The organism is Bradyrhizobium sp. CCGUVB23, from assembly GCF_024199885.1.
Lineage (GTDB): Bacteria > Pseudomonadota > Alphaproteobacteria > Rhizobiales > Xanthobacteraceae > Bradyrhizobium.
Genome location: NZ_JANADQ010000001.1, coordinates 9,761,187 through 9,781,485, shown reverse-complemented (window position 1 = coordinate 9,781,485; position 20,299 = coordinate 9,761,187). Strand labels below are relative to the sequence as shown.

At 64.8% G+C, this 20,299-nt stretch carries 22 protein-coding genes; 19 read left to right on the top strand and 3 right to left on the bottom strand.

Annotated features, from left to right (window positions below; all coding sequences use genetic code 11):
- Positions 1 to 175: 175 nt before the first annotated feature.
- From rpsM to NLN62_RS46000, 9 genes are all read left to right on the top strand, one after another.
- Positions 176 to 544: a 30S ribosomal protein S13 gene (gene rpsM / locus NLN62_RS46040; RefSeq protein ID WP_027520942.1), complete on the top strand. Its 369-nt coding sequence runs from the start codon at positions 176 to 178 to the stop codon at positions 542 to 544.
- 122 nt (positions 545 to 666) lie between these two features.
- Positions 667 to 1,056, top strand: a complete 390-nt coding sequence (gene rpsK / locus NLN62_RS46035) for a 30S ribosomal protein S11 (protein WP_007603045.1) — start codon at positions 667 to 669, stop codon at positions 1,054 to 1,056.
- A gap of 115 nt (positions 1,057 to 1,171) precedes the next feature.
- Positions 1,172 to 2,203, top strand: a complete 1,032-nt coding sequence (locus NLN62_RS46030; RefSeq protein ID WP_035661033.1) for a DNA-directed RNA polymerase subunit alpha — start codon at positions 1,172 to 1,174, stop codon at positions 2,201 to 2,203.
- Positions 2,204 to 2,327: 124 nt separating this feature from the next.
- Positions 2,328 to 2,744, top strand: a complete 417-nt coding sequence (rplQ, locus tag NLN62_RS46025; protein ID WP_027520940.1) for a 50S ribosomal protein L17 — start codon at positions 2,328 to 2,330, stop codon at positions 2,742 to 2,744.
- A 259-nt stretch (positions 2,745 to 3,003) separates the two neighbouring features.
- Positions 3,004 to 3,300 carry a DUF1330 domain-containing protein gene (locus tag NLN62_RS46020; RefSeq protein WP_027520939.1) on the top strand — a complete coding sequence of 99 codons (297 nt, stop codon included), beginning with the start codon at positions 3,004 to 3,006 and terminating at the stop codon, positions 3,298 to 3,300.
- Positions 3,301 to 3,361: 61 nt separating this feature from the next.
- Positions 3,362 to 3,868, top strand: coding sequence for a hypothetical protein (locus tag NLN62_RS46015; RefSeq protein WP_254113116.1), 507 nt, complete (start codon positions 3,362 to 3,364; stop codon positions 3,866 to 3,868).
- An 823-nt stretch (positions 3,869 to 4,691) separates the two neighbouring features.
- The gene (gene istA / locus NLN62_RS46010) at positions 4,692 to 6,230 is read left to right on the top strand and encodes an IS21 family transposase (RefSeq protein WP_254108352.1); all 1,539 of its coding nucleotides are present in this window, start codon (positions 4,692 to 4,694) and stop codon (positions 6,228 to 6,230) included.
- Positions 6,220 to 6,999 (top strand): IS21-like element helper ATPase IstB, encoded by a 780-nt coding sequence (gene istB / locus NLN62_RS46005; RefSeq protein WP_254108353.1) that lies wholly within the window; start codon positions 6,220 to 6,222, stop codon positions 6,997 to 6,999. Before istA ends, istB begins: the two co-directional genes overlap by 11 nt.
- Positions 6,996 to 7,217, top strand: a complete 222-nt coding sequence (locus NLN62_RS46000; protein WP_254108354.1) for a hypothetical protein — start codon at positions 6,996 to 6,998, stop codon at positions 7,215 to 7,217. Before istB ends, NLN62_RS46000 begins: the two co-directional genes overlap by 4 nt.
- Before the next feature lie 203 nt (positions 7,218 to 7,420).
- On the opposite strand, the gene NLN62_RS45995 is transcribed toward NLN62_RS46000, so the two are convergent.
- A complete protein-coding gene (locus NLN62_RS45995) occupies positions 7,421 to 8,434 on the bottom strand; it encodes a zinc-binding alcohol dehydrogenase family protein (RefSeq protein ID WP_254113115.1) in 1,014 nt (337 codons plus the stop codon).
- A gap of 124 nt (positions 8,435 to 8,558) precedes the next feature.
- On the opposite strand from NLN62_RS45995, the gene NLN62_RS45990 reads away from it, so the two are divergent.
- Complete coding sequence (locus NLN62_RS45990; RefSeq protein ID WP_027520936.1) at positions 8,559 to 8,936, top strand: helix-turn-helix domain-containing protein; 378 nt, start codon at positions 8,559 to 8,561, stop codon at positions 8,934 to 8,936.
- A 41-nt stretch (positions 8,937 to 8,977) separates the two neighbouring features.
- On the opposite strand, the gene NLN62_RS45985 is transcribed toward NLN62_RS45990, so the two are convergent.
- Positions 8,978 to 10,591, bottom strand: coding sequence for an OprO/OprP family phosphate-selective porin (locus NLN62_RS45985; RefSeq protein ID WP_027520935.1), 1,614 nt, complete (start codon positions 10,589 to 10,591; stop codon positions 8,978 to 8,980).
- A gap of 317 nt (positions 10,592 to 10,908) precedes the next feature.
- On the opposite strand from NLN62_RS45985, the gene NLN62_RS45980 reads away from it, so the two are divergent.
- Genes NLN62_RS45980 through NLN62_RS45965 form a run of 4 tightly spaced genes read left to right on the top strand, consistent with a single transcriptional unit; the run spans position 10,909 to position 15,241 of the window.
- Positions 10,909 to 12,315, top strand: a complete 1,407-nt coding sequence (locus NLN62_RS45980; RefSeq protein ID WP_027520934.1) for a DegQ family serine endoprotease — start codon at positions 10,909 to 10,911, stop codon at positions 12,313 to 12,315.
- On the top strand, positions 12,312 to 13,646 hold the full coding sequence (locus tag NLN62_RS45975) for a replication-associated recombination protein A (RefSeq protein WP_254113114.1): 1,335 nt from the start codon (positions 12,312 to 12,314) through the stop codon (positions 13,644 to 13,646). Before NLN62_RS45980 ends, NLN62_RS45975 begins: the two co-directional genes overlap by 4 nt.
- 52 nt (positions 13,647 to 13,698) lie before the next feature.
- Positions 13,699 to 14,895 (top strand): RluA family pseudouridine synthase, encoded by a 1,197-nt coding sequence (locus tag NLN62_RS45970; RefSeq protein WP_254113113.1) that lies wholly within the window; start codon positions 13,699 to 13,701, stop codon positions 14,893 to 14,895.
- 31 nt (positions 14,896 to 14,926) lie between these two features.
- Positions 14,927 to 15,241 carry a hypothetical protein gene (locus NLN62_RS45965; RefSeq protein WP_027520931.1) on the top strand — a complete coding sequence of 105 codons (315 nt, stop codon included), beginning with the start codon at positions 14,927 to 14,929 and terminating at the stop codon, positions 15,239 to 15,241.
- Between the two features lie 171 nt (positions 15,242 to 15,412).
- On the opposite strand, the gene NLN62_RS45960 is transcribed toward NLN62_RS45965, so the two are convergent.
- A complete protein-coding gene (locus NLN62_RS45960; protein ID WP_027520930.1) occupies positions 15,413 to 15,859 on the bottom strand; it encodes a hypothetical protein in 447 nt (148 codons plus the stop codon).
- A gap of 74 nt (positions 15,860 to 15,933) precedes the next feature.
- Here NLN62_RS45960 and NLN62_RS45955 point away from each other — a divergent pair, with 74 nt between their 5' ends.
- The 5 genes from NLN62_RS45955 to NLN62_RS45935 all read left to right on the top strand — a co-directional run bounded on the left by NLN62_RS45955 (position 15,934) and on the right by NLN62_RS45935 (position 20,297).
- Positions 15,934 to 16,728 carry an ATP12 family chaperone protein gene (locus NLN62_RS45955; RefSeq protein WP_254113112.1) on the top strand — a complete coding sequence of 265 codons (795 nt, stop codon included), beginning with the start codon at positions 15,934 to 15,936 and terminating at the stop codon, positions 16,726 to 16,728.
- Positions 16,729 to 16,783: 55 nt separating this feature from the next.
- The gene (locus tag NLN62_RS45950; protein WP_254113111.1) at positions 16,784 to 18,421 is read left to right on the top strand and encodes a flagellar hook-length control protein FliK; all 1,638 of its coding nucleotides are present in this window, start codon (positions 16,784 to 16,786) and stop codon (positions 18,419 to 18,421) included.
- Positions 18,418 to 18,681, top strand: a complete 264-nt coding sequence (locus NLN62_RS45945) for an EscU/YscU/HrcU family type III secretion system export apparatus switch protein (protein ID WP_254113110.1) — start codon at positions 18,418 to 18,420, stop codon at positions 18,679 to 18,681. The genes NLN62_RS45950 and NLN62_RS45945 overlap by 4 nt, the downstream gene beginning before the upstream one ends.
- A 67-nt stretch (positions 18,682 to 18,748) precedes the next feature.
- Positions 18,749 to 19,561: a class D beta-lactamase gene (gene blaOXA / locus NLN62_RS45940; RefSeq protein ID WP_254113109.1), complete on the top strand. Its 813-nt coding sequence runs from the start codon at positions 18,749 to 18,751 to the stop codon at positions 19,559 to 19,561.
- Positions 19,562 to 19,640: 79 nt separating this feature from the next.
- Positions 19,641 to 20,297 carry a carboxymuconolactone decarboxylase family protein gene (locus NLN62_RS45935; RefSeq protein WP_254113108.1) on the top strand — a complete coding sequence of 219 codons (657 nt, stop codon included), beginning with the start codon at positions 19,641 to 19,643 and terminating at the stop codon, positions 20,295 to 20,297.
- Positions 20,298 to 20,299: the final 2 nt, after the last annotated feature.

Genomic DNA, 20,299 nt, shown 5'->3' with positions numbered 1-20,299 from the left:
AAACCCCCGGGAATCCCTTAATAAGCCCCGCATCCAAGTCGGATAGTTTCAGACGATGCCGGGCCCCAGGAAGACCGGGGGTGGGCGTCGTGTTCGCGTTTGTGAACACCTGCCCGAGAACGCAAGCACTTAAAGCCCGATTCCTGACGAGGGATCGGCAACAGGAGAGAAAGCCGTGGCCCGTATTGCCGGCGTAAACATTCCCACCAACAAGCGCGTGCTGATCGCGCTGCAGTACATCCATGGCATCGGCCCCAAGATCGCCGGTGACATCATGGAGAAGGTGAAGATCCCCGAGGATCGTCGCGTCAATCAGCTGACCGACCAGGAAGTGCTCCAGATCCGCGAAGTGATCGACCGCGACTTTCTCGTCGAGGGCGATCTGCGTCGCGAGGTCGGCATCAACATCAAGCGTCTGATGGACCTCGGCTGCTATCGCGGCCTGCGTCATCGTCGTGGTCTGCCGGTGCGCGGTCAGCGTACCCACACCAATGCGCGCACGCGCAAGGGTCCGGCCAAGGCGATCGCCGGCAAGAAGAAGTAAGTTCTGCAATTCAAATATGGCGTGTGGCGAAGAGGGATCCTCGGTTCGCCACGCGCTTTTCGTTCCACAGGTGTAGCCGCTGGCATTACGGCGGCGTTTGAGATCTCCAGGAAAGGTACTCAATGGGCAAGGAAGCCACCCGCGTTCGCCGTCGTGAGCGCAAGAACATCGCCTCCGGCGTCGCGCACGTGAACTCGTCGTTCAACAACACGACGATCACCATCACCGATGCACAGGGCAACACGATTGCCTGGTCGTCGGCGGGCACCATGGGTTTCAAGGGATCGCGCAAGTCGACCCCGTATGCAGCGCAGGTCGCTGCGGAGGACGTTTCCAAGAAGGCGCAGGAGCACGGCATGCGCACGCTGGAAGTCGAGGTCGCCGGTCCCGGTTCGGGCCGCGAGTCGGCGCTCCGCGCGTTGCAGGCTGCGGGCTTCACCGTCACCTCGATCCGCGACGTGACCACGATCCCGCACAATGGTTGCCGCCCGCGCAAGCGTCGGCGCGTTTGATACGAGGTCGCGGGCGCCGTCGTCGTCCGCGATGACTTTGTTTTGCGAAGCCGCAAGCGCGACTTGCGGCCTTTCTCCAACGCCAGTGTCCGCAATGGCAGACTGACTGGCCTGTATGGGTGAAACAGTGACGATCCAGAAAAATTGGCAAGAACTGATTCGGCCGAACAAGCTCCAGGTAACCCCGGGTAGCGATCCGGCCCGCTTTGCGACCATCGTCGCCGAGCCGCTCGAGCGTGGCTTCGGCCAGACGCTCGGTAACGCGCTGCGCCGCATCCTGTTGTCTTCGCTTCAGGGCGCTGCCGTGCAGTCGGTGCACATCGACGGCGTGCTGCACGAGTTCTCCTCGATCGCGGGCGTCCGTGAAGACGTCACCGACATCGTGCTGAACATCAAGGACATCTCGATCAAGATGCAGGGCGAAGGCCCCAAGCGCATGGTCGTGAAGAAGCAGGGCCCGGGCGTCGTCACCGCCGGCGACATCCAGACCGTGGGCGACGTCACCGTGCTCAACCCGGACCTGCAGATCTGCACCCTCGACGAGGGCGCCGAGATCCGCATGGAGTTCACGGTTTCGACCGGCAAGGGCTACGTGCCCGCCGAGCGCAACCGTCCCGAGGACGCGCCGATCGGCCTGATCCCGGTCGACAGCCTCTACTCGCCGGTCCGCAAGGTCTCCTACAAGGTCGAGAACACCCGCGAGGGCCAGATCCTCGACTACGACAAGCTGACCATGACGATCGAGACCAACGGCGCGATCACGCCGGATGACTCGGTGGCCTACGCTGCGCGCATCCTTCAGGACCAGCTCAACGTGTTCGTCAACTTCGAAGAGCCGCGCAAGGAAGTCGCCCAGGAGATCATCCCGGACCTCGCCTTCAACCCGGCTTTCCTCAAGAAGGTGGACGAGCTCGAGCTGTCGGTGCGTTCGGCCAACTGCCTGAAGAACGACAACATCGTCTATATCGGCGACCTCGTGCAGAAGAGCGAAGCGGAAATGCTCCGCACCCCGAACTTCGGCCGCAAGTCGCTGAACGAGATCAAGGAAGTGCTGGCCCAGATGGGTCTGCACCTCGGCATGGAAGTGCCGGGCTGGCCGCCGGAGAACATCGACGAGCTCGCTAAGCGCTTCGAGGATCACTACTGATCCATTTCACCGTCGTGGCCGGAGCCTTCCGGCCACGATTTTTTAATGGGCGAACGCAGGAAGCCCACCTGAGCAACATGTCCGACGAACCGTCGCGGCAGTTCAAAACGTAAGGAACAAACACATGCGTCATGGCAAGGTTCATCGGAAGCTCAACCGCACGGCCGAGCATCGCAAGGCGATGTTCGCCAACATGGCGGCTTCGCTCATCAAGCACGAGCAGATCGTCACCACGCTGCCCAAGGCCAAGGAGCTCCGTCCGATCGTCGAGAAGCTCGTCACCCTCGGCAAGAAGGGCGGCCTCTCGCTCCGTCGTCAGGCGATCGCGGAGCTGCGCGACGTCGACATGGTCAAGAAGCTCTTCGACACGCTCGCGACCCGCTACAAGGACCGTCAGGGCGGCTACACCCGCATCATCAAGGCCGGCTTCCGTTACGGCGACAACGCCGCGATGGCCGTGATCGAATTCGTCGATCGCGACGTCGACGCCAAGGGCCAGGACTCCGGTCCGTCCCAGGCGAAGGAAGCCGAAGCGGCGTAAGCCGGCCGGCATTTTAGAGATTGAGAAAGCGGCGCCCTCGGGCGCCGCTTTTGTTTTGAATTGTAGGGTGGGCAAAGCGAAGCGTGCCCACCGCTTCGCGTGCCACAAGAGAAGTGGTGGGCACGGCGCAAGAGCGCCTTTGCCCACCCTACGAAGCTATGTGGGGCATGCCCTTCTCACGCGTGAGTGAGCGCCAATTGCGGTGCCATTAATCGCGCCTGATATCTCCGGTCATCAAGACCAGCGGATGAGGTTCTGCATGGCCGCCTATGTCATCTCCGAGGTCGAGGTCCGCGATGCCGCCTCGATGGAAGCCTATCGCACACTCGCCGCACAAACGATCGCGCAGTATGGCGGCCGCTACCTCGCGCGTGGCGGCGCCGCGGACGTGGTGGAGGGCGGTCCACCGGCCGAGACCATCATCATCGTCGAATTTCCGTCGATGGCGCGTGCGCGCGAATGGTACGCCTCGGCCGAATATGCCGAAGCGCTGAAGTTGCGGAGGACCGCGCTGGAGCGGCGGCTGATATTTGTCGAGGGCGTGCTGCCTGTGTGAGGCCTTTCTGGCGCAACGAAGGGTTGCTATGCTCGCCCGGTAGCCCAATCGGGAGAAGAGAATGTTTCAGTCACGATTCAAGATTCTTTGTTTCTTCGTTGCTCTAGTGATCCTGTGGCCGCTTTCGCCGTCACGCGCCGACCAGCCATTTCAGCGGCTGCTGCCGCTCCTGGTCGACCTTGCCGGATGGGACGGCAAGAAGCCGGACGGCATGTCGATGCAGATGTCCGACACGAGCATGACCACGGCAACGCGCGAATACACGCGCGGCTCGGCGCGTCTGCAAGCTGCGGTCATGGTCGGGCAGGCGGCCACCGGAGCCATGGCGCCGATCCAGAGCGGAATGAACATTCAGACGCCCGACGGCCACGTCATGTCCGCAACCATGCATGGCATGCAGGTGCTCAAGAACTACAACAACCCGCAGAAATCAGGCACGCTCATCGTGGCGCTGGGCAAGGACGCGCTGTTCAACCTTTCCTTTGACGGCCTCACCGAGGAGGAAGGGCTTGCGCTCGCCGAAAAATTCGACTGGAAGGCGCTCCAGACGGCCGCCCAAGCGAAGTAGAGGCGTAGGGTGGGTTAGTGTCGTTGACTGTCGAAAACCGCGCAAGAATGACGACGAGGTCGACGGCGGTAGAGCGAAGGCGTCCGCACGCGCGCTCACCAATCGCGCCGAAGCGGGCGGACGCCTTTGCGGCGACGACCAGCGTCTGAGTTGAGGAATAAAAGACGCGGGGCACGTCTCCGGGCGCCCTGAGGCTCCTTTCGACGTACCCCGCTTTGCGCCTGCCTTATGGTAGATCTGCGGGTAATCAGCGCCGCAGAAACAAAGCCGGCGTAACACCGATCTCAACTGGCAAGTGGGGCTCGATGTCACGCCCCACGGACGGTGCGCGGCCTGCACTATCGCACTGTCAGCGCATTCCGTCGACCTTTTCCACCAACCTCCGGCGGCGCTCCGAAAGGACCGCCGCGGATGCTCACGGGCCGCTTCTTTCTGTGCGGCCGCTGCCGTTCGCAGGTAACGATCTGCCGCAACTGCGACCGGGGACAACGCTATTGCGGCCATGACTGCGCCCGTGCTGCCCGCCGCGAGAGCCTGCGCGAGGCGGGACGGCGTTATCAGCGCAGCCGCCGCGGACGCCTGGCGCATGCGACCCGCGCCCGACGATACCGGGCGCGGCACAATAACGTGACGCATCACTCTCCACCCGCATGGCCTGTCGGTTCACTACTGCGCCGGCCTGCGGACGATGTCGTTGTTGCACCTACTGACGTCGGCGAGCGAGCGACGACATCGATCATGCCCATGCCGAGCTGTCGGTTCTGCGGCTGTCGGTTGTCGCTGTTCCTTCGTACCGGCTTCGTGCGTCGCCGGGGGCCTCGTCATGCTCACCCCTATGGAGGCCGAGACCCGACCGATGACCGTTACCCCTGAATTGGAAGCGCAGATCCTGCGTCTGTATCACGTCGAGAAATGGCGCTGCGGCACCATTGCGAAGCAGTTGCACGTTCATCACACGACCGTGCATCGCGTCCTGACCCAGGCCGGACTGCCCAGGAATAGGCCGATATTGCGCCCCACGAAGATCGAGCCCTATCTGCCGATCGTCCTGAAGACGCTGGAGCAGTTCCCCGCACTCACGGCCAGCCGCCTGTATGCGATGATGCGTGAGCGCGGCTACCGCGGGTCGCCCAGCTACTTCCGGCACCTGATCGCTCTGCACCGTCCACGCAAGCCAGCCGAGGCGTTCCTGCGGCTGCGCACGTTGCCGTCTGAACAAGGGCAGGTGGATTGGGGGCACTTCGGTCACATCGAGATCGGTCGCGCCCGCCGTCCGCTGATGGCGTTCGTCATGGTGCTGTCGTACTCGCGCGACATCTACCTGCGCTTCTTCCTCGATGCGCGCATGGAAAACTTCCTGCGCGGCCACATCGGCGCGTTCAACACATGGTGTGGGCTGCCCCGGGTCCTGCTCTACGACAATCTTAAGAGCGCGGTGCTCGAGCGCCAGGGCGATGCGATCCGATTCCATCCCACGCTGCTTGCCTTCGCCGGCCATTATCGGTTCGAGCCGCGTCCTGTCGCGGTTGCCCGGGGCAACGAAAAAGGCCGTGTCGAGCGCGCTATACGGCATATCCGGGAGGCATTCTTCATCGCCCGCAAGTTCACCGATCTCGACGAGCTGAATGCCCAGGCCGAACAATGGTGCCGATCCGAAGCGGCGGACCGACCATGTCCGGAGGATCGCGAGATGACAGTACGCCAGGCGTTCGCAAAGGAGCAACCACTGCTTCTGCCGCTGCCCGCCAACCCGTATCCCGTTGAGGAGCAGGTCGCCGTGAAGGTCGGCAAAACGCCCTATGTGCGGTTCGACCTGAACGACTACACGGTTCCCCATACCCATGTTCGGCGCATGCTGAGCGTGCGGGCCGATCTCAGCCAGGTCCGGATCTTCGACGGCGCGCAAATGATCGCCAGTCACCGTCGCAGCTATGATCGTGGCCAAGAGATCGAAGACCGACGACACCTGAAGGATCTCGCCGAGATCAAGCGTGAGGCGCGCCAGCATCGCGGCCTCAACAGCCTCACCCGAACCGTGCCGGTCTGTCAGACCCTGATGATCAGGGCCGCCGAACGTGGCGCCAACATCGGTGCGCTCACGACCGCGCTGCTGCGGCTGCTCGATCGCTACGGCGCAACGGAATTGCAGGCCGCCGTCGAGGACGCTTTGCGTGCGGGCTCCGTCCATGCGGCGACGGTCCGCGCCGCACTCGAACGTCGGCGCCTTGAGCGTGGTGAACCGCCGCCCGTCGAAACCAGCCTGCCCGAACATGTGCGGCGCAAGGATACAACGGTCCGGCCGCACCGCCTCGACAGCTACGACCAACTGACCCCTTCTGGAGATAACGACGATGAGCACTGATGATGCCCTGCTGAACCGCGCCAAGGCGCTGCGCCTCAACGGCCTGGTCGAACACTGGGACGAAATCGCCGGCGCCCCATGGCTGGCCCCCATGCTGCAATGGGAGGAGGAGGAACGTGCCCGGCGCTCGCTGCAGCGACGCCTGCGCGACGCCAGGATCGGTCACTTCAAACCGATGGCCGATTACGACTGGCTCTGGCCCAGGCGCCTCGACCGCGCCGCAGTGGAGCAATTGATGTCGCTGTCCTTCATGAACGACGCAACCAACATCGTCTTCGTCGGACCAAACGGCGTCGGCAAATCGACCCTCGCGCAGAATATCGCCTACCAGGCGCTCATCGCCGGTCACTCGGTCTTGTTCCGATCGGCCAGCGAAATGCTCGGCGAGCTTGCCGCCCTCGACAGCGATACCGCTTTGCGCCGAAGGCTCCATCACTACGCCGCCGCCGACGTTCTGGCGATCGACGAGGTGGGATATCTATCCTACTCGAACCGTCACGCAGACCTGCTGTTCGAACTCGTCAGCCGGCGCTATCAGGCCCGCTCCACAATCGTGACCACCAACAAGCCCTTCGCCGCATGGACGGAGGTCTTCCCAAATGCCGCATGCGTCGTCAGCCTCGTCGACCGCCTCGTGCACCGATCCGAGGTGATCTCCATCGACGGCGAATCCTACCGCCTCAAGGAAGCTCTGGAACGCGCCGAGGCCCAGAGCACACAGCATCGAAGCCGGCCCGCCAGTACCAACGAGAAGGAGCACGTTGCATGACCAGAAACCACCATCAACCATCCGGCCTCAACTTCGGGATCAGCTTCCTCATCAATCCCGAATGGACCCCGGAGCAGGCGCTCGCTGTCCACGAGCTCCTCAAGGATCTATCCGACAGCATCTGGTCGCACTACTGCCTCAAGATCCAGGAACTCATCCAGGAGCAACAAGCGCCGGCCGATCACCGCGACGACGAAGAGCAACCACACTCCTTCTGAAACACACACCACTGCGACACTCGGCGGCGGCCTTTGCGGGCCGCCTTTTTAGTTCCCTCACCATCCTACCGCCCATTCTTGTCGTCATTTTTGTGCGGATTTAGAAAGTCACCAACAGTTAGCGTAGCGTAACCCGCCACTTGTGTCGACGCGGTGCCAGAAGAGGTGGGTTACGGCTTCGCCTAACCCACCCTACACAGCGATTACCACCCCTCGAGCACGATCTTGCCGCGTGACTTGCCGCTCTCCAGCAGCGCATGCGCGCGCTTGAGGTTGGCCGCGTTGATCGTGCCAAAGGTCTGATCGAGCGTGGTGCGAAGTACGCCCTTGTCGATGAGATCGCTGACGTCATTGAGCAGGTGATGCTGCGCGATCATGTCAGCGGTCTGGAACGAGGAGCGCGTGAACATCGATTCCCAGTGCACCGAGATCGCCTTGCCCTTGAACACGCCCATGGTGAATTCGGGGGGATCGTCGATCAGGCCGAACCTGCCCTGCGGCGCCATGAATTCCGCGATCGCCTTGTAGTGCTGGTCGGTGAAGGTGAGGCTCGCCACCAGCGCGACCGGCGGCAGCTTGAGTTTCTCGATCTGCTCCTTCATCGGCTTGCCGTGATCGATCACCGCATGCGCGCCGAGATCGAGGCACCATTTCTGCGATTCCGGCCGCGTCGCGGTCGCCAGCACCGTGAGGCCGGTGAGGCGGCGCGCAAGCTGGATCAGGATCGAACCGACGCCACCTGCGCCGCCCGTGATCAGGAGCGTGCGCGGATCGACGCTCTTGCCGGGCACGGCGCCGAGCCGATCGAACAGCAATTCCCACGCGGTGATGGAGGTGAGGGGAAGGGCCGCCGCCTGCGCGAATGAGAGCGATTTCGGCTTGCGGCCGACGATGCGCTCGTCGACCAGATGGAATTCCGCGTTCGTTCCCTGGCGCAGGATCGAACCAGCGTAGAACACCTCATCGCCCGGCTTGAACAGCGTGACATCAGGCCCGACCGCATCGACCACGCCGGCCGCGTCATAGCCCAAAATCTTGACCTCGCCCTCGGGCGGGGCGGCGCGCTTGCGCACCTTGTAATCGACCGGATTGGCCGAAATCGCCTGCACCGCGACGCGGATATCGCGCCCCGTCGGCTCCGGCTTTGCGGTTTCGAAATCGATCAGGGACTCCTGATCCTCGATCGGAAGCGATTTTTTGTAGCCGACGGCCTTCATGTCTCCGGTCTCCATCAGATGGTGAGATCGCCTGCCGGGTTAAGTGTCCGGGATGTTCCGATTTTGCAAGTACTGTAAAAACGGGGATATAGTCCCTGTTTGGATACTATTGGGGAAAACACGCATGAAACGACGCAATTTCGCCCGGCGCCCCGGCTGCTCGGTCGAGGCGACGCTGGACCTGATCGACGGCAAATGGAAGGGCGTGATCCTCTATCACCTCCAGGGCGGCACGCAGCGCTTCGGCGAATTGCGCCGCCTGATGCCCGGCATCACCCAGCGCATGCTGACGAAACAGCTTCGCGCGCTGGAGGAAGACAAGCTCGTCATCCGCAAGGTCTACGCGGAAGTGCCGCCGCGGGTGGAATATTGTCTCTCCGAGCTCGGCGAGAGCCTGCGGCCGGTGATCGATATCCTGAAAGCCTGGGGTGAAAGCCACCAGGCGCGGCTGTCCTGCGCGCCGCCGCCGGTGGTCGTGAAGAAGCCGAAACGCGCGGCTTAGCGTTTCCGGGAGCGGCAGTGCCGCTCCTGGAATGTATTGCGTCAGAACGCGACCTGCGTGCGCATGGCGATCGCGTCGAACTTCGAGCCGACATCCGCCGTGGACACAGGTGAGGCCTGCTTGGGCACGTTGCCATGCAGGTAGTCTAACATGAAGCGGACGTTGCCATTGACGTACCAGTTGAGCGCAAGCGTGTAGACGGTCTGCCGTCCGCCGGCGATGCCGGTCGCCGTGCCCAACTGGTCGTTGAGGTCGATCGTCGAGTAACGGCCGGCGATCTCCCACGCACCCCAGCCGCCGCCGTCGAGCGAGAACGGATGCGCCGGCTTGATGCCGCCGTAGGAGGCGCTGGCCGGATTGTAGTTGTGGGTCTCGCCGGTCAACACGTAGCCGGCCTGGGCATAGCCGCCCTGGAATTTCACGCTGGGTGCACCGAAGGGCGGCAGGCCTGTATTGGCGCTGCGATCGACATTGAACCAGAAGTACTCGCCCTGGAGGATCAGTGGTCCATAGGTCGCCGCTGCTTCGACGCTGTAGACCTGTGCGCCGGAAGCGTTGGCGATCGCGCCGGTCGTCGCCAGCACCGTCGGATCGATGCGCAGCTCCGGACGATCGCTGAGCGTGAGCGTCTGCGCGCTCGTCACCAGATTGCGCGGCGGCTGGATCAGCCATTCGGCGTCGGCACCGAGATGCAGCGAGTAATCCCTTCCGCTGACGACCTGACCAGCGACACGCGCGACCGCGCCATATTGTTCGGTCGTGCCGTTCGGCGAGACGCTGGACGCCGAATGGATGGCGCCCGTTGCCGGACCGGTGACGTAAGCTCCCGCCCAGAGCACGTCGTTCCACCAACGCGCGCCGATGGCGGAGCGGAAGTCGCCGGCAGCAATATTGGTCGCGATCACCCCGGCCGAGGCGCGCTCCATGAACAAGATGTCATTGGAACTGGTGGCCTCATCGAGCGTGTAGGGCAGATCCATGATGCCCGCCTCGATCGCCATCTTGCCGCCGAACGGCTTCAATCCCGTGTAGCTCAGATAGGCGTTCTCGACGCCGGAGACGGCGCCCCCCGGAAGTGATCCAGCAGCCGCGCCGCCGAAGCCGTCGGAGGTGCCGCCGAAGTCGTAGACGAGCGCATAATTCCAATCACCGAAGAACTTGCCGACGACGCCGATGCGCGCGCGGCGGAGATTTTCGCCGCTATCGAGCACCTGCGGCACCGTCGCCGCCGTGTTCGGGCGGTAGTTGTATCCGCCGACATCCCAGTGCACGCGGCTCGTGATCGCAACGCAGTTCTGTTCGTCCGCAGTGCATATCGTCGGCCGGTTGTTCGGCATGGTGACGACGACACCGGACGGAGCCACCGGGCCCTTGACCGGAATGGCGGCATTGGCATTGGCGACAACGGCCTTCGCCTCCGACCTCGCTTCGGCCTTGGCCTCGGCCTTCGCTTCGGCCTTGGCTCTCGCCGTGGCCGCCGTGTTCGCCGCGGTCTGACTTTGCAGCTTGTCGAGCTTCTGCTCGAGCAGCTTCAATTGCTGCTTCAGAAGCGCGATCTCCTGTTCGCTGCTGTTTGCCGATTGCGCATGGCTTTGCGAGACCGCGAGCGCGCCGGCGAGGCCGAGCGCGACGCTTGCAAATCTTCTTCTGCTCACGTCATCCACTCCCTTATTGATCAACGTCCCCACCATCACGGAGAGTCGTACGAGCGCTTGATGACTACTCCGCGACGAAACGTGCCACGGTTGCCGGTTCCCACTGATGCAGATTCGCATCAACCGAATCGTGCCTCCATCCACTTTGGGGGATGATGGGCGTCATGCCAATCCCGCGGCAGCCGCAAAATGGCCGCCCTTCGCGCGGGGCTTGCATGCCCGGGCGGGAGAGAAAAGGGGGCGAATATTGGCGGCTCGCGCCCTTCTATTGACGGTCGAACATGCCTATATTCCGGCGTCTTTTCCGAGAGGTAGGAATGTTTCGATTGATCCGTGCCACTGTTATTGCCGCAAGCTGCATGACCCTTCTGGGCAGTCTCAATCCCGCCGTCGCGCAGGATCGTCGCGTCCCCTCGTCTCCGGCGGAACTCAAGCTGTCCTATGCGCCGATCGTGCAGCGGGTGCAGCCGGCGGTGGTTAACGTCTATGCCGCCAAGATGGTGCAGAACCGCAACCCGCTGCTGGATGACCCGATTTTCCGCCGCTTTTTCGGCGTGCCGGGCCAGCAGCCCGAGCAGATGCAGCGCTCGCTCGGCTCCGGCGTCATCGTCGATCCCTCGGGCCTCGTCGTCACCAACGTCCACGTCATCGAGGGCGCCGACCAGGTGAAGGTGTCGCTCTCGGACAAGCGGGAGTTCGAGGCCGAGATCCTGCTGAAGGATTCCCGCACCGATCTGGCGGTGCTGCGGCTGAAGGATACCAAGGAGAAATTTCCCACGCTCGACTTCACCAATTCGGATGAATTGATGGTCGGCGACGTCGTGCTCGCCATCGGCAACCCCTTCGGCGTCGGCCAGACCGTGACCCACGGCATCATCTCGGCGCTCGCGCGCACGCAGGTCGGCATCACCGACTACCAGTTCTTCATCCAGACCGATGCCGCGATCAATCCCGGCAATTCCGGCGGCGCGCTGGTCGACGTGAGCGGCAAGCTCGCCGGCATCAACACCGCGATCTATTCGCGCTCCGGCGGCTCGCAGGGCATCGGCTTTGCGATCCCCGCCAACATGGTTCGCGTCGTCGTTGCTACCGCCAAGGGCGGCGGCAAGGCGGTGAAGCGGCCGTGGCTCGGCGCACGACTCCAGACGGTGACGCCCGACATCGCGGAGAGCCTGGGCCTGCGCTCGCCGACCGGCGCGCTGGTCGCAAGCGTCGTGCCGAACGGGCCTGCGGCGAAGGCCGGCCTGAAATCCTCCGACCTGATCGTCGCGATCGATGGGCAGGCGATCGACGATCTCAATGCGTTCGACTACCGCCTCGCCACCCGTCCGCTCGGCGGTACTGCGCAGCTCGACGTGCAGCGCGCCGGCAAGCCGGTCAAGCTCACCGTGCAGCTTGAGACCGCTCCTGACACCGGCCGAAATGAGCTCGTGATCACCGCGCGCTCGCCGTTCCAGGGCGCGAAGATCTCGTCCATCACGCCGGCGGTCGCCGACGAATTGCATCTTGATGGCGACACCGAAGGCGTCGTGATCACCGACATCGGCGACAGCACCACGGCCGCCGGCGTCGGCTTCCAGAAGGGCGACATCATCCTCTCGGTCAACAACCAGAAGATCGGCCAGACCAGCGATCTGGAGAAGCTGGCGGGCGCGTCCGCGCGGCTCTGGCGCATCACGCTGGTGCGCGGCGGCCAGCAGATCAACGTCACGCTCGGCGGATGAGCGCGAAGCGACCACAGGAGACGCCAACGCTCTTTGCCGCGGCGGGGCTCGATCAAGATGCCCCGCATCCGCTGCCGGACCGCCTGCGCCCGCGCGCGCTGTCGGAGGTGGTCGGCCAGGACCACATTCTCGGCCCCGACGGCGCGCTGACGCGCATGCTGGAGACGCGCACGCTCGGCTCGCTGGTGTTCTGGGGACCGCCCGGCACCGGCAAGACCACCGTGGCGCGGCTGCTCGCGGACGCGACCGACCTGCATTTCGAGCAGATCTCCGCGGTGTTCTCCGGCGTCGCTGACCTGAAGAAGGCCTTTGACGCCGCGCGCGCCCGCCGCGAGATGGGCAGGGGCACGCTGCTGTTCGTCGACGAGGTGCATCGCTTCAACCGCGCGCAGCAGGATTCCTTCCTGCCGGTGATGGAAGACGGCACGGTGGTGATGGTCGGCGCCACCACCGAAAATCCGTCCTTCGAGCTCAACGCGGCGTTGCTCTCACGCGCCCGCGTGCTGGTGTTTCATTCACTCGACGCGGCCGCGATCGAAAAGCTGTTCACGCATGCCGAGGCGGTCGAGGGCAAGAAGCTGCCGCTGGATGCGGAGGCGCGTGCCGCGCTGGCGCGCATGGCTGATGGCGATGGCCGCGCCGCACTGACGCTGGTCGAGGAAGTCTGGCGCTCGGCGCGCGCCGGCGAGATCTTCACCGCCGCGCAGTTGCAGGACATTTTGCAGCGCCGCGCGCCGATCTACGACAAGTCCGCCGATGGCCACTACAATTTGATCTCGGCCTTGCACAAATCCGTGCGCGGCTCCGATCCGGACGCAGCGCTCTATTATCTCGCGCGCATGCTGGACGCCGGCGAGGACCCGCTGTTCCTGGCGCGGCGCGTGGTGCGCATGGCGGTCGAGGACATCGGGCTTGCCGATCCGCAGGCGCTCGTCATTGCGAATGCCGCGAAGGACGCCTTCGATTTTCTCGGCCATCCCGAAGGCGAACTCGCGATCGCGCAGGCGGTGGTCTATCTCGCCACCGCGCCGAAATCGAACGCGGTCTACACCGCCTTCGGCGCCGCGATGCAGACCGCAAGGCAGGCCGGCTCGCTGCTGCCGCCGAAGCACATTCTCAACGCCCCGACCGGCCTGATGAAGTCAGAAGGCTACGGCGCGACTTACGAGTACGACCACGACGCGCCCGACGCCTTCTCCGGCCAGGACTACTTTCCGGAAGCCCTGGGACGCCAGACCTTCTACGACCCGCCCGAGCGCGGCTTTGAGCGCGAGATCAGGAAGCGGCTCGAGTACTGGGCGAAGCTGCGGAAGGAGCGGGGCTCGCGTTGATAACGGCCATTTCGTCGTGACGAGAAGCCGCTTTTAGGCTACGCAGGCAAGCATGAGCCGCCGCATCAAGAGAACCAACCCGAAGCCCCGTTCGCGCGACGAGCGCAAGGAGGCGCGTCCGTTCAAGGCGCGCAGCGCGCACAAGGCGGGACCACGGCCCGGCGGCAAGCCGGGCTCAAAGCCGCGGTTCGCGTCCGAGCGCGCGGAGCGGCGCGCGCCTGAACCGGCGCCGGCAAAACCCGTCGAGACGCTGCTGCCGACCAAGGTGCAGACCGTCACCGTGACGGCCGACGAGAACAACATGCGCGTCGACCGCTTTCTGGAAGCGCGTTTCCCGGGGCTGTCGTTCTCTCACATCCAGCGCGTCGTGCGCAAAGGCGAGCTGCGCGTCGACGGCAAGCGCGTCGATAGCAAGGACCGGCTGGAGGAGGGGCAAAGCATCCGCATTCCGCCGTTGAAGCTGGACACGCCGAAAGCTCCCGGCGCGCTCTCCGAAGCCGCGCAAAAAACGCTTGCCGCGCTCAAGGAGATGACGCTCTTTGAGGACGACGACGTCCTCGTGCTCAACAAGCCGGCCGGGCTCGCGGTGCAGGGCGGCTCCGGCACCACGCGGCACATCGACCAGATGCTGGAGGTGATGCGCGACGCCAAGGGGCAGAAGCCGCGCCTGGTGCATCGCATCGACAAGGACACGTCGGGCTGCCTGTTGATCGCGAAGACACGCTTTGCCGCGACCCATCTCACCGGCGCCTTCCGCTCGCGTTCGGCGCGCAAGATCTATTGGGCGCTGGTGCCGGGTCTGCCGAAGCCGAAGCAGGGCCGCATCTCGACCTTCCTCGCGAAAGAGGAGAGCGAGGACGACACCATCATGCGCATCGCCCAACATGGCGACGAGGGCGCGAGCCACGCGGTGACTTACTATGCGGTGGTCGAGACCGCCGGCAACAAGCTGACCTGGGTGTCGTTGAAGCCGGTGACGGGGCGCACTCACCAGCTTCGCGCCCACATGGCCCATATCGGCCATCCCATCATCGGCGATCCCAAATATTTCAACATCGAGAACTGGGAATTGCCGGGCGGCCTGCAAAACCGGCTGCATCTGCTCGCGCGCCGGATCGTCATTCCGCACCCGCGCGGCGGGGTGATCGACGCGAGCGCCCCGCTGCCGCCGCACATGCAGCAGTCGTGGAACCTGCTTGGCCTCGACGCAACAAGATTTGATCCGATCGAGAACGCGCCGGAAGAGTAATCCGGTTGCGGGACTACGGGAGGAGCACGACATGTCCTCCATGAAGGCCACGCTATCCGTCCTGGTGGTTCTAGCCGCGCTCTCGGCGGGGCCGGGCAGCTTCGCGCAGACGCTGATGCCGGGCGCCACGCCGCGGTTGCTGCCGCCGCCGCCCCCTCCGCCACCACCGCCGAAGATCGAGATACCGAAAGTCCCGCAGATCAATGCGCGGCCGAGCTACGATTACAGGCAGCCGCCGCGGCCCTCGTTCGGCGACCGCATCAGCAAATGCCTCGATGATGCCGCCGGTGCAGGCCTAACCCCCGCCGATCGTGGCACATATTCGCGCATGTGCGCGAACCAGTAGATAGTTGCTTCCTCAATGTCGTTCTGGCGAAGGCCAGGACCCATTACCCCAGGACTTAGTAAGGTGGTCGGTACTGGCCGCGAAGTCCTCTCGATGGATCACGCGGTATGGGTCCTGGCTTTCGCCAGGACGACACCGACTACGAGGCAGACTGCGTCACTCGCGATGCCATCAGTTCCGAAACTGCTCCAGAAACATCCGCAGGCTGTCATGCGGGCTCTCGACGTCGGTGATCAGCCAGCCCTCCGGCCCGTTGACCAGGATGAAGTTCAGCGTCACCCGGCGGCCATTATTGTCGAACAGCGCTGCGACATAGGTCTTGTCATATTGCTTACGGAGCACCGAGATCGCGACCGGGCCGAGCGTCCAGGTCGGGCTCTGCACCAGGAAATCGTACGGCTCGCTCCGCGGGCTGCTCCAGGCCTTGCGCAGGCTGGGGTCGAAGAACTGGCGCGCTGTCGGGGCATCCCGCGGCAGGCCCTTCGAGAGCTCCGGCGCACCCCGGCCGTAATGGGCATAGACGTTGCGCACCAGCGATTCCGGCGAGCGGAAACCAGCCTCGGCGATGGCCGGCCAGAACCCGGCGAACAGGGCCAGAATGCCCGTGATTTCCTTCATGCCTGCCGCTCGCTTTATCGGCCGCCGGACTTATTTTAGAAGCCTACCATCCAGGGAACTTGGGCGAAAACCGAATGCGTGAATTGTTTGACGAGGTTGCGGGCCAGTCTCCGGTCGATCCGCAGGAAGCCGTGCGGGCTGCCTCCCGTGCACCCTTGCGCAAGCGCTTCTATGCGGAGGCGGGCGTCGCGGAAGCCGAGGGCGGCTTTGCCATCACGCTCGACGGCAGGCCGATCAAGACGCCGTCCGGCCGCCAGGTCGTCATCCCCGCAAAGCTGCTTGCCGACGCGGTTGCCGCGGAATGGGCGGGCCAGGCGGAGACGATCGACCCCATGACCATGCCGCTGACGCGGCTCGCCAACAGCGTGGTCGAGGGCGTGGTCGACCGCGTCGATCTCGTCACCGACGACCTCGCAAGATACTTCCAGTCCGATCTGTTGTTCTATCGCGCCGGCCATCCCGAGGGCCTGGTGGCGCGCGAGGCCGCGCATTGGGACCCCGTGCTGTTCTGGGCGGCTGAGACGCTTGGCGCGCATTTCATCCTGTCCGAAGGCATCATGCATGTGAGCCAGCCGGAGCAGGCGATCGCAGCCGCGCGGGCGGCCCTGCCCGGGGATCCCTGGTCGGTCGCGGCGCTGCACGTGATCACGACGCTGACGGGCTCGGCGCTGCTGGCCCTCGCCCTGGCGCACCGGGCGCGCGACGCCGACCAGGTCTGGGCCGCCGCCCATGTCGACGAGGACTGGAACGCCGACCATTGGGGGGTGGACGAGGAGGCGGCCGACCGACGGGCCGCCCGGCTGAAGGATTTTGCCGCGGCGGTGACGGTCCTCGAGGCCGTGAACGGGCTCCCGACGCAAGGTCCTTAACGAGAGGTTTACGACGGACGGCTAGGGTTGCTCGCGTTCCGCGGGCCCTGAAAACATGCCGACGCCGATAAGCTCGATCGTATCAGTCAGTGCCGCCACCTCCGTGGCCGATGCGGCAACGCCCGAGCTCGTGCTCCAGGCGGGCTCCGTCGTCGATGCCAAGGTCGTCAGCGTGATGGCCGACAATCTCGTGCGCATCGCGATCGCCAACCTCTCGATCGACGTGATGTCGGAGGTGGCGCTGTCGCCGGGCCAGAACCTCCAGCTCGCGGTGTCGCAGAATGACGGCACCGTGCGGCTTGCCATCGTCAAGGGGGCAGGCGGGGTGGTGACCGATCAGGTCACGCTGACGCCAGGTGCGGTCACGCTCACCGACGCGCCCACGCTCGCGCCGTCCGCGAACGCTGCGCGCAATCTCCTTACGCCGCTCGAGCAGATCGCCGTCTCGGTGGCCTCCACTGAGGCCGTGACCAGGCAGGGCAGTCAGGCGCCGCTATTTGCCAATCTCGCCTCGGTCGTCACCGGCAGCGATCTGCCGGCCGGGCTGAAGCAGGCCGTGCTGGACGTGCTGGCGCAGCAGACACCGCTCAGCCCGCAGCTCGACGGTGGCGACATCGAGTCCGCGTTCCAGAAATCCGGGCTCTTCCTCGAGGTCTCGTTGGCATCAGGGCTGACGCCAGCAAGCGGCAGCGTTCCTGATCTGAAGGCGGCACTGCTGGTGCTGCGCCAGACGCTGGCGGCAACGTCGGGCGCGCTTGAAACCTCCGTGCCGCAAGCGGCGGCACCGGCAACCGCGCTTCCCGCCGCGCCTGCGGCCGTCGCGCGGGCCGTGACGTCGCTCGAGCACATCGCGGGCGAGATTTCGCAGGCGCCCCCGCTGTCACCCGAAGCCGGTTCGGGCCAGGCGCCGCAAGCGCCGCGCGGCGCCAATATCGCAGCCGCCGCGCTCGCCGAGGCCCTGACCGAAGGCGCGCTGCCGCGTGCAGTGTCACCCAGTGTCGCGTTGAGCCTGCTCCAGGAAGTCGTGCAGGAGTTGCCGCATGCGATGGGCACCGCATTCGCGACGCCCAAAGCCGCGTTGCCGGACGCTCACAGCCTCGACGTCACGCCGCGTGCGGTGACCGCGCCGCCGCCATTCCGCGGTGCGCTGCCGTCGCCACAGGCGATCGCAACGGCCGCGCTCGTATCGGATGCTCCACTGAGTCAGACCGTGCACCGGCTGCTGGACGATACCGATGCCGCGATCGCCCGGCAGACCCTGTTGCAGGTCGCGTCGCTTCCGGATCGCGTCGATGCCAGCGGCCACCGTGTCGATCCCTCGGTGCCGCAGTGGAGTTTCGAAATTCCCTTCGCGACCCCGCAGGGCACCGCAATGGCGCAGTTCGAGATCTCGCGCGACGGCGGCGGCAGCGAGTCCGATCCCGCCAAGAAAGCCTGGCGCGCGCGCTTCTCGCTCAACGTCGAGCCGGCCGGCCCCGTGCATGCGCTGATCACGCTCAATGGCGACAAGACTTTTGTGCGGATGTGGGCGGAGCGCCCCGCCACTGCGCAGCAATTGCGCGACGGCGCCGGCGAGCTCAGCCAGGCGCTGGCCAAGGCCGATCTCAAGCCCGGCGACATCGTGATCCGCGACGGCACGCCGCCGCAGCCTCAACCGGCCCGCGCCGGGCACTTTCTGGATCGTGCGACATGAGCGAGGAGAGCAAGCTCGCCATCGCCCTGCATTACGAGAAGGGCAGCGGTGCGCCGCGGGTCGTCGCCAAGGGCAAGGGCACGATCGGCGCCAAGATCGTGGAACTGGCAAAGGCCCACGACATCCCGATCGAGGAGAACGAGGTGCTGGCGGGCGCGTTGTCCAAGGTCGAGCTCGGCGACGAGATTCCGCCGGATCTCTACAAGGCCGTCGCCGAGGTGCTGGTGTTCGTGCTGCGGCTGTCAGGCCGGGTGCGCTGAAACGCTGTCATCGTTTCACCACGAAATCGGCTGCACTGTCGCATCAGATCATTGAACGGATACCGCTTTGCTGACCCGTCGCTCCACCCTCGGCCTTCTAGCAGCTAGCGCCATCCTGCCGTCGCGGGCGCTCGCCAATGTCGCGCCGCCGCTCAGCGAAGTCCGCGACAGTCTTGCGAAGCGTTTTACGGATGCCGGCACGGCCGGGACCTTCGTCGGCTACAAGACCGACGACTACATGATCATCCTGAGCGACAAGGAGCGCTCCGCCGAGCCACGGTTGCCGGCCTCGACCTTCAAGATCCCGAACTCGCTGATCGCACTCGAAACCGGCGTGGTGCACGACGTGGACAAGGACGTCTTTGCCTGGGACGGCGTGAAGCGCGACATCGAGGCCTGGAACAAGGATCACACGCTGCGCAGCGCCATCGCGGTCAGTGCCGTGCCGGTCTATCAGGAGATCGCGCGCCGCATCGGCCAGGAGCGGATGCAGCAATATGTCGACCTCTTCGAATACGGCAATCGCGACATCGGCGGCGGCATCGATCAGTTCTGGCTGACCGGAAACCTGCGCATCGATCCCATGGACCAGATCGACTTCGTCGACCGGCTGCGTCGCCGCGCACTACCGATCTCGAAACGTAGCCAGGACCTCGTCTGCGATATCCTGCCGGAGACGAAAGTCGGCGCCTCCATCATCCGTGCCAAATCCGGCCTCACGGGCAAGGAGCAGGGCTCGCTCGGCTGGATGGTCGGCTGGGCCGAGAAGGACGACGCGCGCACCGTGTTCGCGCTCAACATGGATTGCCGCGAGCCGCGCCACATCGCCGACCGCATGACGCTCACGCAAGCCTGCCTTGCCGATATCGGCGCAATCTAACGTCGCGCCGCTGGCGTACCTCGCGCCGCTCGACTAGCATCCTCTCGGCCACACAAGAAAAACAGGCCGGGAGGACAGCATGAATTCAACGCCGCTCTGGTTGTCGTCGCTGACGCTCGCCGCGGCCGGCGGCTGGTGCGCAGCCACGATGTTCGCAGGCCCTGCCACCAGCAGGGAGCCGCGCTTCCCGCAGCTCACCATGGATCAGCTCGATGAGAAGCAGAGGCCGCTGGGCGAGCAGATCATGAAGGTCTCGAGCGTGGGCATCGGCGGTCCCTACAATCCGATGATCCGCAGCCCCGTGCTTGGCCAGCGCCTGTTCGACCTGTTCTACTATTTGCGTTGGGAGACCTCGGTCCCGGCCAGGCTGAACGAGTTTGCCATCCTCGTCATCGCGCGGCAGTGGCGCTCGCAGGTGGAATGGTTCGCGCATGCGCCGATCGCGGCCAAGGCGGGGCTTTCGCCCGCGCTGATCGCCGAGCTCAAGACCAACAAGCGGCCGGCGACGATGAGCGAGGAGGAGGCGGTGGTCTACGATTTCGTCACAGAGCTCACCACGACGAAGACGGTCGCGGACGAGACTTACGTGCGGGCCAAGAAGGTCTTCAACGATCAGCAGATCGTCGATCTCACAGCGGTCGCCGGCAACTACGTGATGGTCGCGATGCTGCTTGCCATGGCCGAGGAGACGGTGCCGCCGGGCAGGGAAGAGCCGTTCAAGCCCGGCGAGCCGTAGAG

What these genes read in the sequence shown, in the direction of transcription:
- NLN62_RS45995 (WP_254113115.1), bottom strand. Translation starts at nt 8,434, where the DNA reads ATGAAGGCCGTCGGCTACAAAAAATCGCTTCCGATCGAGGATCAGGAG.
- NLN62_RS45935 (WP_254113108.1), top strand. Translation starts at nt 19,641, where the DNA reads ATGAATTCAACGCCGCTCTGGTTGTCGTCGCTGACGCTCGCCGCGGCC.
- NLN62_RS46020 (WP_027520939.1), top strand. Translation starts at nt 3,004, where the DNA reads ATGGCCGCCTATGTCATCTCCGAGGTCGAGGTCCGCGATGCCGCCTCG.
- NLN62_RS45955 (WP_254113112.1), top strand. Translation starts at nt 15,934, where the DNA reads ATGCGTGAATTGTTTGACGAGGTTGCGGGCCAGTCTCCGGTCGATCCG.
- istB (WP_254108353.1), top strand. Translation starts at nt 6,220, where the DNA reads ATGAGCACTGATGATGCCCTGCTGAACCGCGCCAAGGCGCTGCGCCTC.
- NLN62_RS45975 (WP_254113114.1), top strand. Translation starts at nt 12,312, where the DNA reads ATGAGCGCGAAGCGACCACAGGAGACGCCAACGCTCTTTGCCGCGGCG.
- NLN62_RS46000 (WP_254108354.1), top strand. Translation starts at nt 6,996, where the DNA reads ATGACCAGAAACCACCATCAACCATCCGGCCTCAACTTCGGGATCAGC.
- NLN62_RS45960 (WP_027520930.1), bottom strand. Translation starts at nt 15,859, where the DNA reads ATGAAGGAAATCACGGGCATTCTGGCCCTGTTCGCCGGGTTCTGGCCG.
- NLN62_RS45945 (WP_254113110.1), top strand. Translation starts at nt 18,418, where the DNA reads ATGAGCGAGGAGAGCAAGCTCGCCATCGCCCTGCATTACGAGAAGGGC.
- NLN62_RS45970 (WP_254113113.1), top strand. Translation starts at nt 13,699, where the DNA reads ATGAGCCGCCGCATCAAGAGAACCAACCCGAAGCCCCGTTCGCGCGAC.
- rpsK (WP_007603045.1), top strand. Translation starts at nt 667, where the DNA reads ATGGGCAAGGAAGCCACCCGCGTTCGCCGTCGTGAGCGCAAGAACATC.
- NLN62_RS46015 (WP_254113116.1), top strand. Translation starts at nt 3,362, where the DNA reads ATGTTTCAGTCACGATTCAAGATTCTTTGTTTCTTCGTTGCTCTAGTG.
- istA (WP_254108352.1), top strand. Translation starts at nt 4,692, where the DNA reads ATGCTCACCCCTATGGAGGCCGAGACCCGACCGATGACCGTTACCCCT.
- NLN62_RS45990 (WP_027520936.1), top strand. Translation starts at nt 8,559, where the DNA reads ATGAAACGACGCAATTTCGCCCGGCGCCCCGGCTGCTCGGTCGAGGCG.
- NLN62_RS45965 (WP_027520931.1), top strand. Translation starts at nt 14,927, where the DNA reads ATGTCCTCCATGAAGGCCACGCTATCCGTCCTGGTGGTTCTAGCCGCG.
- NLN62_RS46030 (WP_035661033.1), top strand. Translation starts at nt 1,172, where the DNA reads ATGGGTGAAACAGTGACGATCCAGAAAAATTGGCAAGAACTGATTCGG.
- NLN62_RS45950 (WP_254113111.1), top strand. Translation starts at nt 16,784, where the DNA reads ATGCCGACGCCGATAAGCTCGATCGTATCAGTCAGTGCCGCCACCTCC.
- rplQ (WP_027520940.1), top strand. Translation starts at nt 2,328, where the DNA reads ATGCGTCATGGCAAGGTTCATCGGAAGCTCAACCGCACGGCCGAGCAT.
- NLN62_RS45980 (WP_027520934.1), top strand. Translation starts at nt 10,909, where the DNA reads ATGTTTCGATTGATCCGTGCCACTGTTATTGCCGCAAGCTGCATGACC.